The sequence below is a fragment of the Zobellia sp. 1_MG-2023 genome (assembly GCF_030549125.1).
GTDB classification, from domain to species: domain Bacteria; phylum Bacteroidota; class Bacteroidia; order Flavobacteriales; family Flavobacteriaceae; genus Zobellia; species Zobellia russellii.
In genome coordinates, this window is record NZ_JAUOSY010000009.1 from 104,470 (window position 1) to 123,317 (window position 18,848).

The 18,848-nt window shown below is 38.0% G+C and carries 18 protein-coding genes; 4 read left to right on the top strand and 14 right to left on the bottom strand.

From position 1 onward, the window contains the following. The first annotated feature begins 36 nt into the window (after nt 1–36). Entirely contained in the window at nt 37–1,665 is a 1,629-nt protein-coding gene (locus Q4597_RS16655; RefSeq protein ID WP_303407254.1) for an acyl-CoA carboxylase subunit beta, read from the top strand. A 25-nt stretch (nt 1,666–1,690) separates the two neighbouring features. Here the strand turns inward: Q4597_RS16655 and Q4597_RS16660 are convergent, their stop codons facing one another. From Q4597_RS16660 to Q4597_RS16715, 12 genes are all read right to left on the bottom strand, one after another. Next, nucleotides 1,691–2,791 carry an AMP-binding protein gene (locus tag Q4597_RS16660; protein ID WP_368506688.1) on the bottom strand — a complete coding sequence of 367 codons (1,101 nt, stop codon included), beginning with the start codon at nt 2,789–2,791 and terminating at the stop codon, nt 1,691–1,693. Beyond that, nucleotides 2,769–3,731, bottom strand: a complete 963-nt coding sequence (locus Q4597_RS16665) for a CPBP family intramembrane glutamic endopeptidase (RefSeq protein ID WP_303407256.1) — start codon at nt 3,729–3,731, stop codon at nt 2,769–2,771. Before Q4597_RS16665 ends, Q4597_RS16660 begins: the two co-directional genes overlap by 23 nt. After that, a complete protein-coding gene (locus Q4597_RS16670) occupies nt 3,722–4,774 on the bottom strand; it encodes an o-succinylbenzoate synthase (RefSeq protein ID WP_303407258.1) in 1,053 nt (350 codons plus the stop codon). The genes Q4597_RS16665 and Q4597_RS16670 overlap by 10 nt, the downstream gene beginning before the upstream one ends. 151 nt (nt 4,775–4,925) lie before the next feature. Beyond that, complete coding sequence (locus Q4597_RS16675; RefSeq protein WP_303407259.1) at nt 4,926–6,896, bottom strand: sensor histidine kinase; 1,971 nt, start codon at nt 6,894–6,896, stop codon at nt 4,926–4,928. A 657-nt stretch (nt 6,897–7,553) separates the two neighbouring features. Beyond that, nucleotides 7,554–8,303 carry a LytTR family DNA-binding domain-containing protein gene (locus Q4597_RS16680; RefSeq protein WP_215440610.1) on the bottom strand — a complete coding sequence of 250 codons (750 nt, stop codon included), beginning with the start codon at nt 8,301–8,303 and terminating at the stop codon, nt 7,554–7,556. Nucleotides 8,304–8,337: 34 nt separating this feature from the next. Further along, nucleotides 8,338–9,246 carry a 1,4-dihydroxy-2-naphthoate octaprenyltransferase gene (gene menA, locus Q4597_RS16685; protein WP_303407262.1) on the bottom strand — a complete coding sequence of 303 codons (909 nt, stop codon included), beginning with the start codon at nt 9,244–9,246 and terminating at the stop codon, nt 8,338–8,340. Between the two features lie 2 nt (nt 9,247–9,248). Next, nucleotides 9,249–9,848 (bottom strand): SPOR domain-containing protein, encoded by a 600-nt coding sequence (locus Q4597_RS16690; RefSeq protein ID WP_215440612.1) that lies wholly within the window; start codon nt 9,846–9,848, stop codon nt 9,249–9,251. Nucleotides 9,849–10,032: 184 nt separating this feature from the next. After that, the gene (locus Q4597_RS16695; protein WP_215440614.1) at nt 10,033–10,863 is read right to left on the bottom strand and encodes a S1 RNA-binding domain-containing protein; all 831 of its coding nucleotides are present in this window, start codon (nt 10,861–10,863) and stop codon (nt 10,033–10,035) included. A gap of 87 nt (nt 10,864–10,950) precedes the next feature. Then, a complete protein-coding gene (locus Q4597_RS16700) occupies nt 10,951–11,289 on the bottom strand; it encodes a DUF2853 family protein (protein ID WP_215440616.1) in 339 nt (112 codons plus the stop codon). A gap of 38 nt (nt 11,290–11,327) precedes the next feature. Next, entirely contained in the window at nt 11,328–13,088 is a 1,761-nt protein-coding gene (menD, locus tag Q4597_RS16705; protein WP_303407267.1) for a 2-succinyl-5-enolpyruvyl-6-hydroxy-3-cyclohexene-1-carboxylate synthase, read from the bottom strand. A 43-nt stretch (nt 13,089–13,131) separates the two neighbouring features. Continuing rightward, nucleotides 13,132–14,247 (bottom strand): chorismate-binding protein, encoded by a 1,116-nt coding sequence (locus tag Q4597_RS16710; RefSeq protein WP_303407269.1) that lies wholly within the window; start codon nt 14,245–14,247, stop codon nt 13,132–13,134. Then, nucleotides 14,247–14,672 (bottom strand): PaaI family thioesterase, encoded by a 426-nt coding sequence (locus tag Q4597_RS16715; RefSeq protein WP_215440622.1) that lies wholly within the window; start codon nt 14,670–14,672, stop codon nt 14,247–14,249. Before Q4597_RS16715 ends, Q4597_RS16710 begins: the two co-directional genes overlap by 1 nt. A 72-nt stretch (nt 14,673–14,744) precedes the next feature. Between Q4597_RS16715 and Q4597_RS16720 the strand changes: the two genes are divergently transcribed. From Q4597_RS16720 to Q4597_RS16730, 3 genes are read left to right on the top strand one after another with little or no spacing between them, the layout of a single operon-like run. Then, nucleotides 14,745–15,392: an alpha/beta hydrolase gene (locus tag Q4597_RS16720; RefSeq protein WP_303407272.1), complete on the top strand. Its 648-nt coding sequence runs from the start codon at nt 14,745–14,747 to the stop codon at nt 15,390–15,392. After that, nucleotides 15,389–15,967 carry a GNAT family N-acetyltransferase gene (locus Q4597_RS16725; RefSeq protein ID WP_303407273.1) on the top strand — a complete coding sequence of 193 codons (579 nt, stop codon included), beginning with the start codon at nt 15,389–15,391 and terminating at the stop codon, nt 15,965–15,967. Before Q4597_RS16720 ends, Q4597_RS16725 begins: the two co-directional genes overlap by 4 nt. After that, nucleotides 15,964–16,353 (top strand): VOC family protein, encoded by a 390-nt coding sequence (locus tag Q4597_RS16730; protein WP_303407275.1) that lies wholly within the window; start codon nt 15,964–15,966, stop codon nt 16,351–16,353. Before Q4597_RS16725 ends, Q4597_RS16730 begins: the two co-directional genes overlap by 4 nt. A gap of 7 nt (nt 16,354–16,360) precedes the next feature. Here the strand turns inward: Q4597_RS16730 and cydB are convergent, their stop codons facing one another. Both cydB and Q4597_RS16740 read right to left on the bottom strand, forming a co-directional pair. Continuing rightward, nucleotides 16,361–17,398 carry a cytochrome d ubiquinol oxidase subunit II gene (cydB, locus tag Q4597_RS16735; protein ID WP_303407277.1) on the bottom strand — a complete coding sequence of 346 codons (1,038 nt, stop codon included), beginning with the start codon at nt 17,396–17,398 and terminating at the stop codon, nt 16,361–16,363. A gap of 6 nt (nt 17,399–17,404) precedes the next feature. Further along, nucleotides 17,405–18,784, bottom strand: coding sequence for a cytochrome ubiquinol oxidase subunit I (locus Q4597_RS16740; protein WP_303407278.1), 1,380 nt, complete (start codon nt 18,782–18,784; stop codon nt 17,405–17,407). Nucleotides 18,785–18,848: the final 64 nt, after the last annotated feature.

Below are 18,848 nucleotides of genomic sequence, written 5' to 3' on the forward strand. Positions count from 1 at the left end.
CCTTATCTTTAAGCATTGAAATGTCAAGGCAAAAAAATGGATTTAAAATTTAACAAGAACGAAGATCACAATAAATTACTCCTAAGCGACCTGAAAAGAAGGTTGGCCAAAGTAAAATTGGGCGGTGGAAAAGCACGTATTCAAAAGCAGCACGACCAAGGCAAAATGACGGCTCGTGAACGCATAGACTATCTATTGGACGATAATACGGATAGTCTTGAAATAGGTGCTTTTGTAGGCGACGGCATGTACGAAGAACATGGCGGATGCCCCTCCGGAGGCGTTGTTATTAAAATTGGATACGTATCCGGCAAACAATGTATTGTGGTGGCCAATGACGCCACGGTAAAAGCCGGGGCTTGGTTCCCCATTACGGGAAAGAAAAATCTACGTGCGCAAGAAATTGCTATGGAGAACCGCTTACCCATCATCTATTTAGTGGATAGTGCCGGTGTTTATCTTCCTTTGCAGGACGAGATTTTTCCGGACAAGGAACATTTTGGGCGCATTTTTAGAAACAATGCCGTAATGAGTAGCATGGGTATCACACAAATTGCGGCCGTCATGGGCAGTTGTGTGGCCGGCGGGGCCTATCTACCTATTATGAGCGACGAAGCCTTAATTGTGGATAAGACGGGAAGTATTTTCTTGGCCGGAAGCTACCTTGTTAAAGCGGCCATTGGCGAGAGTATAGATAACGAAACCCTTGGTGGCGCCACTACGCATTGTGAAGTTAGTGGGGTGACCGATTACAAAGCCAAAGATGATGCGGATGCACTGAATACCATAAAAAATATTATGGATAAAATTGGTGATTTTGATAAGGCTGGCTACAACAGAAAAGAGGCCGCAAAACCCAAAGACAACCCTGATGATATTTTTGGAATTTTACCCAATTCCAGAACGGACCAGTACGATATGGGCGAGATTATAAAACGTCTGGTTGACAATTCTGAGTTTGAAGAATATAAAGAAGGCTATGGAAAAACCATACTTACAGGATATGCGCGTATAGATGGTTGGGCCGTAGGTATAGTGGCCAACCAGCGTAAAGTAGTCAAAACCAAAAAAGGTGAAATGCAGTTTGGAGGGGTTATTTACTCGGATTCTGCGGATAAGGCCACCCGGTTTATTGCCAATTGCAACCAAAAGAAAATTCCCCTTGTATTCTTACAGGATGTTACCGGTTTCATGGTGGGCAGCAAAAGCGAACATGGAGGCATCATTAAAGATGGCGCCAAAATGGTGAATGCCGTTAGTAACTCCGTTGTTCCCAAATTCACTATCGTAATCGGCAATAGCTATGGGGCCGGAAACTATGCTATGTGCGGCAAGGCATATGACCCCAGACTCATTGCCGCTTGGCCAAGTGCCGAATTGGCTGTGATGGGCGGAAATTCCGCGGCTAAAGTACTTTTACAAATTGAAAAGGCTTCTCTTAAGAAAAAAGGTGAAACAATCACCGAGAAGAAAGAAGCAGAACTTTTCAATAAAATAAAAAGCAGGTATGATAATCAAGTTTCTCCCTATTACGCCGCTTCACGTCTTTGGACCGATGCCGTAATAAACCCTCTAGATACCCGTAAATGGATTTCTATGGGAATTGAAGCCGCAAACCATGCTCCAATTGAAAAAGATTTTAATTTAGGTGTTATTCAGGTATAATCTAGTTTCTGGATTACTACAGAAGTTATAAGGCGACCTTTTTCAAGGTTGCCTTTCTTTTTATTTTTCCGCTAGACGTCTCAACAAAAGCGTCTACCGTAAAAATTTCCTTAGGTATTTCATATTTTTTAAGCGAACCCAGATTTGCTATTTTTTCTTTAAGTGCGGCTATTTCAGGAATTCCTTCTACGAGCAAAACTAATTTCTGACCAAGGTTTTCATTGGGTACGCCTGCCACAAAAAACCTATTTTCCATAACTGCGGCCAGCTTTGCTTCCACCTGTTCGGGAAATAGTTTTACACCTCCTGAATTAATTACATTATCCAAACGCCCCAACCACTTAAAGGTTTTTTCCGAAGTTAAGTGTACCATATCATTAGTATGTATAGTTTCGTTAGCAACCAATGGCGCATCAATTACCAAACACCCCCTATCATCTGTGGCAATCTTCACATTCGCTAAGGTTGTAAATACGTCCAAATCTATATCCGTTTCAACTAATGCCGCCAATAATGGCTTCACCGCAATATGCGTAATAGTTTCGGTCATGCCGTATGTTTCGTAGACGTTTGTTCTTAGTGATGCTATAAGAAACTCCTTCTTCAACTTATAAGAAACTGGAGCCCCACCCACAATAAGTTTTTTCACCCTGTCCAATTCATTAAACGAACCCCCAAACTGCAAGGGAACCATAGCAACAAAATCATACGAAGCCGAAGTTTCCAATAAAGGATTTGACGAAGGAGCAACACAATCTATGGATAGCCCTAAAACCATGGCCCTTACCAACATCATTTTACCCGCTATAAAACTCACCGGAAGACAAAGGAGAGCCGTATCCCCAGGTTTAAGATTGAAGAAATCACCAGTAGCAAAAGCCGAATTTACCATGTGCTGTTTTCGTAGAACAATAGGCTTGGGGACTCCTGTAGAACCCGAAGTGTGTACGGTTACGGTAGATTCATTATTCAACCAGTCTATGAGAAAATCACCAATTTCCTTTTCAAAGGCTTTCCCCTCTTTTACAAAACTATAGGCTACTTCTTTTAGCTCTTCCTTAGAATACGAAATTCCGTTTAACCTAAACTGTTCGTGAAGTTTTTTATAGGTCCGTTCGTTCATCATTCAGGGCTAAAAATGTTTCTTTAGAGGGTACATCTCCCGTTAAACGCTCTTTCCAATCGGACCAATTGTACTTTTTGGCAAAGACAAAAAGTAAAATAGGATAAATAACAAAAACAGGTACTAATACATCCCAACCCAAAACAGGGTCGGAAACGTCACGATATAAGGAATCAACTTGAAAAGCTGTCCAATCCGCTGTTACCAAAAGTGCCGCGGTAAGATTATTAGCGGCGTGAAACCCTAAAGCCAGTTCCAATCCTTCGTCCATCAAGGTTAAAATTCCAAGAAAAAAACCGGTTCCTATATAGAATACCAAAATACCATACCCCATTTTAGCGACCTCTGGATTAAAAATATGCATGATTCCAAAAAGTAGGGAAGTCACCGCAAGTGGCACCCAACGGTTCTTTGCCATAATGCCCAAACCTTGCATCATATATCCCCTCATATAATATTCCTCCATGCTAGTCTGTAAGGGAATCATCAAAACAGAAATAATAGCAAGAATTACAAAGGGAACAAGGTTAAAATTGAACTCATAATCTTCAGGTGAAAGAGCAATATCTACAAATGTAAATGCCGACGAAACTAAAGCCCAGATGGCAAACGCAAAAAACACCCTTTTAAAATCAATTTTCTTTCTAGACGTAGTAAGCTGCGTTATTTTTTGTTTATGTACTATGATTGTATAAACAAACAGCGCTATGAGTCCAATGACAAATGTCAACAACATAAAGAATAACAATGTATTGGAGCCCAAAACATTGGCCATAGCCCCCATGTCTCCAGAACCTAAAACCGAAAGATTATCTGCCTCTACCAAAAGCGCAATAATCAATGGGATTCCCCCTATAAATTGCCAAACAAAAAATATGGCAACAAGGCCAAGAATATATCTCCAAGGGTCACTTAAACCATTATAGGCCTGTGCTATATACATAAGTCTTCTATTAAGTTATTCTTCCATTTTTTATTACCGTCATAAAACAACTGTCCGTTTAGGACCGTAAGCGGTGATTCTAAATTATTGGTATACAAACTACCGGTTCCCAAACCTTGTGGCATGGAGCTTTTTAAGGTATAAGTCCATTGTGCTATGGCATTCAGCCCAATATTACTTTCCAAAGCGCTGGTAATCCACCAGCCAATGTCCATTTTCTCAGCAAGTTCAATCCATTCCTGGCATCCTCTGAACCCTCCTACCAAACTAGGCTTAAGAATTATGTACTGAGGTTGTATGGTTTGTAGTAATTCTTCCTTTTTCGTTACATCAAAAACCCCTATTAATTCCTCATCAAGAGCAATAGGCAAAGGTGTAGTTGCACATAATTCCCTCATGGCTTTATATTGACCTTGTTTTATGGGCTGCTCTATGGAATGTAATTCGTATTCACTCAAATCTTTAAGTCTTTGGAACGCTTTATCAGCTGAAAACGCTCCGTTGGCATCTACGCGCAATTCAATTTGCGAAGCATCATATTTTTCTCTAATCGACTTTAAAAGAGCTATTTCAGCATCAAAATCTATAGCCCCTATTTTCATTTTAATACACTTGAAGCCTTCTTCTAACTTCTGATCTATTTGCTTATGCATAAACGTTTCTTCGCCCATCCAGATCAAACCGTTAATCTCAATAGGTTGTTGTTTTTCTATAAATGCCGATGGATATAAATGAAATGGATTGGCTGCCCGAAGTGATAAAAATGCCTGCTCCACGCCAAATTGTATGCTAGGAAATTCCATTAATGCCTCCCACAAAGCCTCTTTACCAAGATGAATATTATCACAGGTCCATTTTAGCTTTTCTTCATACCCCCTCACATCATCAATACTGAGTCCTCTTAGAATACCGCATTCCCCAATTCCTTTTTTACCGTTTTCATCAAGGATAAGAAACCAAGTTTCCTTTTGTGTCAATACGCCTCGTGAAGTACCACTAGGACGCTTAAAATCTAAAATATACTTTCTGTAGATTGCTTGCATAACCAAATTCAAATTTAGCTATATTTTACCTTTTAATCCTTGTAAAAAGGCAAGCATAAACAATAAACCGGTTTGATACAGGTAAGACGTTTTAAACAAGGGAGTTGTGGCACTCCAAGCACTTAAAATAAAAATCTAAGAAAAGTTTTTTCTAGCAGAAATTAAACCAATAACGTACACCGTCCTCAGCAGTTTTATCAATATTCAAAGTAGTTTGAAGCTGGTTTGCCAAACGGTTCATTAGTCTTATTCCCATTGAAGAATTGGCTCGCTCATCTGTGTCTTCGGGAAGGCCGATTCCATTATCCGAATATTCAAAATATCCTTCTTTCTCTCCAATTTTACGAATATGAATGTAAATCTTTCCATTTTCGTCGTTCTCGGGAAAAGCGTATTTAAAGGAGTTGGAAACAAGTTCGTTGAGCATTAAACCAAACGGAATAGCACGATCAATATCAAGCTCCACACCTTCGGCATCAACAGTTATATTAATATTGTGACCACCCTTTTTGTAAACGGATTGCACACTATTGATAAGACTCTCTATATAACTCTGCATTTCAATAACCGAAAGATCTTCGTTCTGATATAATTTTTGGTGAATCAATGCCATTGCCTTAACCCTACTCTTCCCTTCTTCCAAAGCTTCTATTGCCGCTTTACTTCTGGTATTCTTGGTCTGCAAGCTCAGTAAACTGGAAACCATCTGCAGGTTGTTCTTTACCCTATGGTGAATCTCTTTTAAAAGCGAATCTTTTTCTACCAAAGAGTTTTCTATAATGTACTTCTGTTCTGCAATGAGCCGTTGGTTTTTAATACTCTTAAGATATGCATATACCAGTCCCGCAAAGCCTACAAGTGTGAACAATAATGAAATAAGAACCAAATTAATGTTCCTTTCTTTTGCCATCATATCTACACGAGATTTTTCCAAAGCTAATTTTTGCTCTGCCAACATGGTTTGCGACACAGCTAAATCCTGCCCCATAACGGTTGCCAATTGTTGCTTTCTTAATTCGGATTGATTATCTAATATAGAGTCTCTTACGCGTATGTTCTTTTTAAGGTAAAGTGCTGCATTTTTGTAATCCTCGGTTTTGTCATAGTACAAGGCCAATAATCTATTCTTGCGCAATAAGTTCTCCGTGGTACTGGTCTCTAGATTGTCACTTAAAAAATCAGTAGCCTTTTCGTAATCTTGAAGCTGTAAATAACATTCGCTTATAGCCAGACTATTTTCGGTTATCTCTGAAGAAAGTTCTTTACTCTTATATTTTTTAAGGGTATTAATGGCACTTTCTAGATGTGGTATAGCTTCTTTATATTGCTTTAGCTCAACATGGCACTTTCCTATATTACCCTCTATAATACCTTTTAAAAGATTAGCTTGTTCAACTTCTTCTTCTGATTTTTTTCTGGTAATAAGGTTCATAAAAACATCTATGTAACCTTTTGCTTTTTTATAATGACTTAAGGCGGTGGGCGCCGATTCATCTAACCTGAGATAATTTCCTAAATTGTTGTAATATTCAGCTTGGGCATAGAAGTCATTCTCTTCAATGGTCTTCTTAACATTATCAATATAATGCTCCATTGCCTTTCTGTACATTCCTAAATTGGCATAGATATCGTAAAACGCAACGTTCTCATTAATACCAAGTTCTCTCTGTTCTTTACGGATTTCAATCTGTTCGGTATACATGGTCAACTGGCCATAGTTGTCGTCCATTATATCCAGCAACTTAGATTTTAGATAAATATCTAATTCCTCTTTTTCTCCATAAAGTTCTTTTGCAATAGCTAAACTCTTATCGTAGTCCCCTAAATCATAATAGATTCTGGCTTGTATAAGTTTAAAGCGTACAATTTCGTCGGCGTCTTCATCCTTAATTGCAGCATTAAGGTATATGGTAACCTCGTCTAACCAATCGTAAGTAGAGGTTTCTTTGTAAAGGTCCGGAGTATTAAAGAAAAAGGTGAGTTTTTCGCTTGCATTCTCAATATCCATGAACTGCTGAAAAGGATTCTTATCAGTAGCTTCTTCTTTCTGGGCCGATCCTACGGAACAGATAAAGAATATTGCGCAAACAAGGATAGTATTTTTAAAGTAAATGTTGTTCATATATCTAAAGGGAACAAAATCAAAAAAAGATATTCTGTTCTATTTATACTAGGTTCTTACATTAGCTTATGGCCTCTCGTCTTAACAGACACGAAAACAACATTTTAATCCCCCAAAAGACTTTTCTAAGCTAATCTATTTAATTGGTTATTTAGTCCATTTACTTATAAAATTATGAAAAAGGACTGTAAGAAAATAATCTATTCTAATAACAATTGAAAATAAGTACGCTAGACAGATTCAATACAGCTATTCAGAGTTTTTTTCTTAAAGTAAAAATACCATTAACATACAGAGAAGGGGTCATTATTGTTGTGAAACTAGGCGTAGTTGTTGTGAAACCGTGCTCTTGGAACCTTTTTTCAGTGCGCAATTTTATTCAGTATAAAATAGTATGGCTTGCGTTTTCTTACAAATATGCCCTAACTAAAAAGGAACCTAATCTTGGCAGATCAGGCTCCTTTACGAGAACACTATATGAAAATGAAAATTTGTAAATTCTTTTTCTTAAATACACTGGCAAAGTATTGCTTTGATTGCGAAAAAGGAAAATAATGTTGTGAAACCGCCAAAAGTTGTGGTGAACGTCATTTTATGAAAACAAAAAAGAGGGAACATTAAAAATGCCCCCTCTTTTTATAATTCTAATTTTATTTTCTAAGAATTCATTGCGGATATAATGAACTCTTTAAAATCTTTTGAAATAGGTATCAAAGTATCCTTAATCATGATATCCTTTGAATTGATTGCATCTATATGATCCACATTTACGATATATGACTTGTGGGCCCTGTAAAACTTGTTCTTAGGCAGTTTTTCTAGGTAATCCTTTAAAGGAGAACGCACCAAGAACTTCTTATCTACCGTGTTCACTTCTAAATACACGTTATCTGCTTTGATAAAGCGAATATCGCTAAACTGAATTCTATAATAAAGATGTTGCTTCTTTACAAAGATTGAATCCTTTAGCACGGTATTGGACATAGGAACGTCTTCTTGGTTCTCCACTACCGCAGCAGATTTATCCGATCTTGTAAAGTTAGAAAGTGCTATTTCTATAGAAGTATATAAATCTTGCTGTTCAAAAGGTTTTACCAAATAACCGTTTGGTTTAACTGTTTTTGCGTTTTCTACCGTAGCCCTATCCGAGTTAGAGGTTACAAAAATGAAAGGGATATCATAGTTTTCGCGAATATGCTTTCCTAAATCGATTCCTGTTTTATCCGAAGCTAAGATTATGTCAATTAAAACAAGATCAACATGTTGTGTTTTTAAAACTTCTTCGGCTTGTTCATAGACAATAACGTTATCTACAATCTCATACCCTATTTCCTCAAGCATAGATTGCATATCATCTGCGATGATAACATTGTCCTCTACGATTAGAATTCTGATTGGTTGTTCCAAAATGGTTATTATTTAGTAGGTTTATATTCTAAATTTACAAAAAAATATTACAACTGATGTAAATCAGTACTGACAAAAAGAAAGTGCTTAACGCCAATTTCTTTAACTCAGGATCTATTTGATCATTTCTATCTGTGGCATGCACTCTTTTTAAATGCAAGAAAATAGGTATAAAGGCAATTAAAGGTAAAAAAAATAGCGCACCTTTTAAATTCAAAACTGAAAATGCCAGTATACACAAGAAAGCCGTTATTAATAGTGCATAATGGTAGATTTTACCCTTCTGAAAACCAATAAACACTATAAGTGTATTTTTATTCGCATTCTTGTCCGATTCATAATCCCTTAAATTGTTGAGATTTAAAACCCCTGCACTCAATAGACCAATTGCTATGGCCGGCAATAGAGACATAGCATACAACTGCTTTGTATACAACACCATTGAACCCATAACGGCCAATAATCCAAAGAAGAGAAAAACAAATAAATCTCCCAGACCCCTGTACCCATAGGCAGAAGCGCCAACGGTATATTTTATTGCCGCCCAAATACTTGCCGCTCCCAAAATCAAAAACAAAATGGGATATAACATATCTTCAAAGCCAAAAGCAAAATACACAAGGGCAACCACCAAAATAACATCTATAATTATGCTGAAAATTATGCCCTCTTTCAGTTCTTGCCTGGAAATATTCCCACTTTGGAGTGCCCGCTTAGGGCCTATTCTTTCATCATTATCGGTTCCCTTTACACCATCACCATAATCATTGGCAAAATTGGAGGTTACCTGAAAACCTATTGTAGTTAGCAATGCCAATACAAAGACTATCGTATCTTCAAAACCATATAAGTTAGCTAATGCCGTGCCTACTACTATACCTGAGACGGATAGTGGTAACGTTCTTAACCTAGCAGCACTTATCCAAGGATTAATGTTTCCCAAAATTATTCTGCGGATTCAATTTGAATTCGTTTTCCTTCTTTGTAAGATGCCACAAAGGCGTCTTGAAATCCTAAATCTACCAATTGTTCACGGAATTTCTGCGCTTCTTCCAAAGTTTCAAAATTACCTAACGAATATGAGTAAAACGGATTGGTCTTAACGAACATGGTATTGGTTAGTGCTTCCGAAGCCAACGTAATATTGTTATCTACAAACGATTTTATCTGTACGGAATATATTTTCTCCTTTTCCAAAAACTCCTTGGCCAAATAGAATTCCCTTACCAAACTTAATTCCTCGTTCTGTTGCTTTAGGTTGTCTATCCTAGATTTAATTGCGTCCAAACTATCTATTGAAACCAGTAAGTTACTAGGACTTTCAAAATTATTGGAAACATTTCTTCCTGCCGTGAAAGAAAAAACAATCAACGCCCCAATAAGGAATAAGCCCGTTACACCGGCCAGTAGGTTACGCTGTAACTTCTTTTTTCTTATCTCCTTATTTTTAAACTTGATTTGATCTAGAAGACGTTCATTAATTATCTGCGCCTTGTCTATATCTTTGTGCAACTCTAGTAAGTCGCTTTCTTCTATAAATGGCATATAATTATTTTTTCGAGGTTACACTGTTAAAGTTAACCAAAATACCGAAAGATCGATGAAATGCACTCTCGGAATGTTGCGAAATTACCATATTCTGTGGTATAGCGAATTAATAGCGATGTTAAAAACTTACCGTTCATCGATTAATTCATAGTAACGCATCTATAAAGAACCTCATTTTCAATTAGACAGCGTGTATACCATCGTCCTTAATTTCTATTTTTCGTTCCCTATATAATGTTCCAACCCCTTTTTTAAAGGTTTTTTTACTCATTTGAAGTTCCCGCTTAATAAGTTCTGGATCAGATTTATCGTGAAGTGCCAAATATCCGCCATGAGCCATTAACTTTTTGTAGATAGCTTCTGCTGCAGGTTCCAGTAGTTTTTCCCCAATGGGCTGCAATGAAATATCTAGTTTATTGTCCGGCCTAATATTTTTAATGTAGCCCTTGGTCCTATCTCCTACGGCCACATGCTTATAGATTTCATTGGAATACACAAGACCTTTATGCTGGTCGTTTATAATAACTTCCCAACCTAAATCCGTTAATCTAGTAAAAAGTAAGTCTACCTCTTGCCGTTCACGAACGGTAAGTTTGTCATTGCTTAAAAACTTATCAATTTTATTGGAACCCACCAAACGAAAAGAAACTTCGTCCATATAACAGCGTACTACGTACCACTGCCCTTCTTTCATCTTATCCCTTTGCTCACTAAAGGGCACAAGCAAATGTTTTTCAAGGCCCCAATCCATGAAAGCCCCTATCTTGTTTACTTCCGCTACTTGTAGAAATCCAAACTTGTTTCTTATAACACTAGGAGTCAATGTGGTGGCAATAGGTCTTTCTTCATGGTCCAAATAGCAGAATACCTTTATCATATCACCAATGTCTATTGTCTTTGGCACATACTTATTTGGTAAGAGAATTTCCGTACCAGTGGTACTCCCTAAAAAGAGGCCCACACTAGTATCTCTAAGTACCTCTAACTCATTATAATTTCCCAGTTCGATCATGGTGCAAAAGTAACTTTAAAAATTGGGTAAAAAAAAACCGTCCACTTTAAAAGCGGACGGTCAAAAAAATTATGTTTTCTAGGTCTACTAGTAAACAGAAGCTTTGTTAAAGTGCTTGCAAAGCATATAATAAATTACTGCTCTGTGCTTGTTTCTGTTTGAAGAACCATACTTTTCTACAACAGACTTTACAGCCTCCATTAATTTAGGGTCATCTGACATACCTAACTTTTTCATTAGATAGTTTTTCTTAACAGTTTCCAATTCTTTTTCATCAGAACCTGAAACCTTAGAAGCATCGATATTATAGATTGCTGGACCAAGGCCCACAGTCACTTTTGTCAGAAGATCCATGTCAGGAGTTTCTCCAAACTTTTCTTTAATGTCTTCTGCGTACTTTACAATCAAATCGTCTCTTTTACTCATAATAGTTAGTGTTGATAAATGTTAACGGTTTATATTAATTACTCCGAAGATATAAAATCAAAATAACCGAGCAAAATTTTGTTGTTCAAAAATCTTGGCGTATGGACTTCCATAATTTTTGGTTTGTCCGATAGTTCGTAAAAATCTTTGAGCCTGTTATTCAGACTAGTTACCTCATTTACCGCTATATATTCAAACCCAAATTGGCGACTTATAAGTTCTGCATTTTTATCATGGGCAGTTTCAAAGAACGTGGCAAAATTTTCGGTTTCTTCTTGACCCGGTAGGATTCTAAAAATGCCCCCTCCGTTATTATTTATAATTATTATCCTAAAATCCGGCCTAAGGTAGTTGTTCCAAAGACCATTGCTATCGTAGAAAAAACTTATATCGCCAGTAACCAATAACGTAGGGGTTTTACTATAATAAGCAGCACCTACAGCAGTAGATGTACTTCCGTCAATACCACTGGTTCCCCGGTTACAAAAAATCTGCAAAGAAGAGTCTAAATTAAAAAGTTGGGCGTAACGTACCGTTGAACTATTTGCCAATTGCACCTGATAATTTGATGGAATTGATTTTAAAATACTATCAAACGCCAACATATCCGAAAACGGAATCTGATCTATGTACTCTTTTCTTTTTGCCTCGTATTGCACCCTCCTCTTGTTCCAATATTCAAAATACACACTGCTTTGCGGTTTTACTAAATCTAAAAAAGCCTTAAAAAAGTGATTGCTATTGGTTTTAAAATGATGTGTTAGGGAAAAAAAAGTATTGAACGCTTTAACTTCATCTACATGCCAATGATGCTCCGGTGTGTATTCCCGCAAAAATGCTTTTATCTTTTTGGAAACTACAAGACCACCAAAGGTTAGCAATATTTGTGGTCGTAAATTTTGGAACAATACTTCTTTTTGGTGGCTTTTTTCAATTGGAGCCACTATACTATCTATACTGGCAAAAAAATTAGGATGGTGAAGGTTGGATGTGGTTTCCGTTAAAACTACCACGGATGGGTCTGTTGCCAATACATCTAAAAATACTTGCTCTACCACATTTGGTGCGTTGACACCAACAAGTACCATCTTTTGTTCCGAAGCATTCCATATATCGGCGTAAGCCTTAAAATCGATAGCGGGACTAACATCCATGCCCGTTTCCGAAACAATTTGAGCCACAACGGAAGGTTCTGTAATCGTATCATAAAGAGGCTCTTCAAAAGGCACATTAATATGCACTGGTAATTTCAATTGAAGCGCTACACTCAATACACTGTTAAGCTCACTATTGTTGTATTTTAGGATTTCTTGCTGCGCCAAATCATTGTCTTTTCCGGACAACCACTCAGGCATGTATTTCTTAACCCTATGCACCGCATGAGACACGTCTTGTTTTAAATTGGCCGAATAGCCAATGTGTCTGTCAAAAACATTATCCTGTCTAATGGTCTGGCCATCTCCCACATCTATCTTATAGACCGGGCGATCTGCAGATATGACCACCAAAGGTATTCCGCTATAAAATGCCTCGGCAACGGCAGGATAGTAGTTCAACAATGCACTTCCAGAAGTACATACCACGGCAACGGGCTCGTGTAATTGTTGCGCTATTCCCAATGCAAAAAAGGCGGCACTGCGCTCATCTACAATACTGAAACATTTAAAATAAGGGTCTTCACTAAAATCAATGGTCAAAGGGGCATTTCTTGACCCTGGAGAAATTACTATGTTCTTTATCTGTTTCGCCTTGCAGTGTTGCACTACCAGTTGAGCGGAGGGTATGCTAGAGTATCTCATGAACTACAAAAATACAACGGTTTATTTCTTAAACCAATCTTGTTTAAACTACACCCTTTATAACTTTAAGCATGGTTTTGCTCTTGGCTACCGTTTCGTCCCATTCTTTTTCCGGGTTTGAATCTTTGGTTATACCTCCGCCAACATATATATTTACTTTATCCTCATTTATTTGCATACAGCGCAGATTCACAAAGAGTGTGGTGGTTTTAGAGATGGAACGGTACACGTTATTTTCCGTGTTCCTAGGCCGGTTATTTCTGTTTCTTTCCGTCTTAAAATTCAATTCACCCAAAAAACCGGTATAGAATTCACGGTCATAGTTTTCCTCGGCTATTATAAATGCTTTTGTTTTCTCTTTAGGCATACCACAAACCGCGGGCGTTGGGTGTAGTGCCTTTATAACCTCTCCAAGATTCTCTTGTTTGGTAGTCCCTGATAATTTAGTGCGAAGATGCAATAGTGAACCCGCTCTTACAGACTCCGTTGGCGTTCGTTCCAAGTCAGTCACTTTACCCTCTAATGCATTAAAAATATACTCCGTAACCAGCTGCTGCTCTTCCAATTCTTTATTGCCCCAATTGGGGTTGGCGTTACCAGCATAACTCTGCGTTCCGGCCAATGACATGGTGGTTAATTTTCTATTACGCATAGTTAACAGAATTTCTGGGGTAGCCCCAAGCCACATGCCTACTTTGGGGTGATACCATAGATAACAAAATGCTGTTCTATACTGTGTTAAAAGTGACTTGAACAAAGCCAGGGAGGATATATTTACTTTTAGTTGCAAACGCCTTGAAAGCACCACCTTATCAAAATCCCCTTGCACTACTTTAGCTATTCCCTTTTCAACCAAATTCAAATGAAAGGCTCTTTCCTCAGGATTTACTACTACCTCGCTCAAATCTGGATTTAGCATTTCCTCTCCTTCAAAATTGGAAAGGTGTGAAACTTCGTCCAATCGCAATAAAATGGTAGGCGAACCGGAATCAAAAGGAGCAAAAACAAAACCTGTTTCCGTATAATCATTTAAATACTGTACGGCGTCATCCTTCTGGAAAATAGTTGTAATTCTCTTTTCGTTGGGTTTACGATAAGCTACAAATGGTAATTTTTTCGCTAGGTGAGCGTCAATTTTATCAAAAAAATCCAAAGGCATTAATTTTTCTTAGCTAAAGCAATAGTAGTGAGTTTGCAATAGGAAACCAATTTCCCTTCTTCGTTGCTTATCTTAATATCCCAAAGCTGGGTAGTTCTTCCTTTGTGTAAAATGGTCGCTTTTGCATAAACATGTCCATCTCGCACACTTTTTACGTGGTTTGCCGAAATTTCTATTCCGCGGATAGCAAATTGTTGTGCATCCAAAAAAATATAGGAAGCCATACTCCCAATACTTTCGGCCAAAGCCACCATAGCTCCCCCGTGCAAAACACCATCCGGTTGGTGCACCCGTGAATTCACTGGCATTTTTCCCACTAAAAAATCCTCACCTACATCTACATATTCTATCTGTAAGGTCTCCATAAGTGTATTCTTAGAAGATTCATTACAAACCTTTAGTATTTTTTCTTTGTAGCCGTCCATATCATCTATTTTTGTCAAAATTAAGCATTACCACTACAATAAAAGCCATTACTTTTATAGAGATTTTATTCTATGGATTATTCTGAAAACACGGTGTCCTACACCACCACAAATAGCTACGCTACCCTAAATTCACTAACAGACCAAACCAAAAACGTTTGGATAGTTCTACATGGTATTGGTTATTTAAGTCGATATTTTTTAAGGTATTTTGACGAATTGCCTCCACAAGAGAACTATATAATTGCCCCACAAGCACCCTCTAAATATTACCTGAACAACAAATTTAGACATGTAGGCGCCAGTTGGCTTACCAAAGAGGATACGGAGCAAGAAACCCAAAACGTACTGGTCTATTTAGACGCTGTTTATAGCGCCTTGTCCATTCCCAAAAGTTGCAATTTAATTGTTCTCGGGTATTCACAAGGTGTCTCTATTGCTACACGATGGGTTGCCAGCAGGAAAATTGCATGTAACCATTTGGTCTTATATGCAGGCGGAATTCCCACGGAACTGGAAGCCTCCAATTTTGATTTTCTAATGGAAAACCATACTAAAGTCACAACCCTGGTCGGCAATGCCGATGAATATTTGACCGAAGAAAAACAAGCATCTGAAACCAAAAAAATAAATCACCTATTTAAAGGTGAAGCAGAACAAATCTTCTTTGAAGGTGGTCATGAAGTAAAAAAAGAACTCATCCTAAATCTAATACAATGAACACGAATATTATATTAGAAAACCAATTGCTAAGACTCATTCCGTTAAAGCAAACACATCACCAACTACTTTGGCCCGTTGCCCAACAAGTAGATTTATACCAATACGGTTCAAACGATGTTTCCACAGAAAAAAAGTTGAAAGCATATATCAAAACCGCATTAAACGAAGCGCAGCAGGAAAAGTCCATTCCTTTTGTTATTTTCAATAAGACCACTAACGAATGCATAGGAAGCACAAGATTTGGGAATATTGACCAAAAGAACAAAGTGCTCCATATAGGGTGGACATGGATTTCGGTGGATTCTCGTGGTACGGGCTTAAATCATCAAATGAAATTTCTGATGCTAAGCCATGCTTTTGAACAGATGGATTTTGAGAAGGTAGAATTCCGGATTGATGAAAGAAATGTTCGTTCTAGAAAGGCCGTAGAAAAGCTGGGAGCCACTCTAGAGGGCATACTTAGAAAGAATGTCATTACCAAAAGTGACTTTAGAAGGAGTTCTTGTTGTTACGGAATCCTAAAAGAAGAATGGAACACTATTAAACAAACAAATTTTAAAGAATTCATATGAATCAAGCTATTGCTCAAGTAACTCTTGTTGTAAAAAATTATGATGAAGCCATTGCCTTCTATACACAAAAATTAGGCTTTAAACTTGTAGATGACATTCAATTAGATGCCAACAAGCGATGGGTTACCGTTTCACCTCCAAGCCTTAACGGACTATCCCTTCTACTTGCCGAAGCCGTAAATGATGAGCAAAAAAAAGCCATCGGGAACCAAACTGGCGGGCGTGTATTTCTATTTCTCCATACGGACGATTTTTGGCGCGATTACCAGCGTATGAAAGAACAGGGCGTTAAGTTTAACGAAAACCCGCGTGAAGAGCCCTACGGCACTGTGGTAGTCTTTAAAGACCTATATGGAAACCTTTGGGACCTTATCGAAAGAAAATAGCCAAGTATCAATAACTGGTTTCATCCAATTGAACTTTACCCCTAAACGTTCTATAAACAAAAAAGGTATAGCCCAAAACCAACGGACCTCCAATGGCCACCATGGTCAACATAATTTTTAACGATTTAGTTGATGCTGCTGCGTTGTAAATATCTATGCTATGTTCTGCTGCCAAAGTAGAAAACAATAGCGTTGGATAGAGTTCTATGGCCACGAGAATCAACATGAAACTTATGGTTAACGAAGAGAAGAAAAACGCCAATTTGTAATTGCGCTTATTGGCTAGTCTGGGTACATTGGCTATACTTAAAAACGTAGCTAAGGGAACGATAAAAAGAAACGGATCGCTTCTAAAAGCATCCGATAAATGGGGTATATAAAGTAAGGTGTAAAGCGTTGTTATCGCAAAGCTTACCATAAAGAAAATCATACCCTTCTTTAGAAGAAATGTAAGCTTGGCAAACAACCTTCCTTCTGTTTTTAAAAGTAAATAGATAGCACCATGGGCCATAAAAAGTGATAGGGTAGTAATTCCCGTTAAAATGGCATACGGATTTAAAAACTCAAAAAAACCTGCCCCCTGGTACTGATAATCAGGACCTATGGCAATTCCTTGAAGAACATTACCTAAAACCACACCTAATAAAAAAGCCAAAAATATACTGGAAACACTATAGCCAATATCCCAAGTTTTACGCCACCATTTCATTTCTTCCTTCCCCCTAAATTCAATTGAAATGGCCCTAAAGATGATGCAGACCAAAAACAACATAAATGGAATATATAGAGAAGAAAAAAGCGTAGCGTACATTACCGGAAAACCAGCAAAAAGAGCTCCTCCTCCAATAACCAACCAAACCTCGTTACCATCCCAAACAGGGCCTACGGCATTTAATGCTATTCTTCTACTTTTTTCCTTTTTAAAAAATAAGTGCCATGCCCCGGCACCAAAATCAAACCCATCAAGAATGGCATAACCGGAAAACAATCCACCTACTACCAAAAACCACCATGTGGGATAATCAAGTCCTAGAAAAGTCTCCATGCGCTTTTAATTTCCTGTTACTACTTGGGTAATCTCTTTTGTCAACGGACGGTCATCCTCATCACTATCATCATAAGGGCCATGTTTTATCTTTTTGTTCAACAAATACACGAACAATAAAAATAAAAGCGTGTAGACCAACATAAACAGAATTAAGGAAAACAATACTTGATTAGCCGTAACCGCTTGTGAGAAGGCCTCAGACGTACGTAAAAGTCCGTATACTACCCATGGTTGCCTACCCATTTCTGCCGTAAACCACCCTACCTGATTGGCTATTTGAGGCAAAAGAGCCGTAAATACGAATATCCACAGCAACCATCTTTTTTCAAAAAGTTTACCGCGCCACCATAAAAAACATGCATAAAGGGTCACCAAAATAAGAAACATACCTATGCTCACCATGATATGGTAAAATTGAAACACGGCATTAATTTGAGAAGGCTTATCCTCTTCTGCAAAGGCATTTAATCCTGTAACGGGCGCATTAAAGTCATAATCCAGTAAAAAGGATAGTCCTCCGGGAATTTTTAATCCCGTTACTTTTTGTTCCTCTTTATCTACCCATCCAAAGAGATACATATCTGCTGGTGCCGATGCTTCAAAATGACCTTCCATGGTAGCCAATTTTGCCGGTTGATTTACGGCCACACCATCAGCGGAGCTATGCCCGGTAACCAATTGGCCCAAAGAAAATATAGTTGCCACCACAAGCGTCATTTTAAACGCTTTTTTGGAGATATGAACAAATCGTCCTTTTAAAATATAATACGCGTGTACGCTGAGAATCAAAAACGTACCGGCCAGAAACGCACCCAGCCACACATGAAGAATACGGTCTACACTTGATGGGTTAAAAACCATAGCCCAAAAATCCGTTATTTCCGCCCTAGCTTCAAGCCCTTCTCCCACAATATGATATCCCGCAGGAGTCTGTTGCCAACTGTTGGCCACTACAATCCATATAGCCGAGAACATGGACCCTAAGAACACACCAATGGTGGCCACCAAGTGCACCCAAGGTTTTACCCTGTTCCACCCAAAAAGTAGCACGCCCAGAAATCCACTTTCCAACGCAAATGCAAAAATGCCTTCCGCCGCCAAAGCGCTGCCAAAAATATCGCCAACGTACCTAGAGTAAACTGCCCAATTGGTACCAAATTCAAACTCCATTACAATACCGGTAACCACACCAATACCAAAGGTGAGCGAGAATATTTTAGTCCAAAATTTGGCAAGAGTATGGTATTCTTTATTTTTAGTCTTGATATACAGGCTCTCAAAGACTACCATAATTAAACCTATACCTATACTTAAAGGCGGATAGATATAATGAAAAGCAATTGTAAAAGCGAATTGAATACGGGAAAGAATCTCTACATCCATAGTGTGTAGTTTTACATTGCAAAGATACAACGCAAACTGCTTTTTAGCCAGTAACAAAGATTAC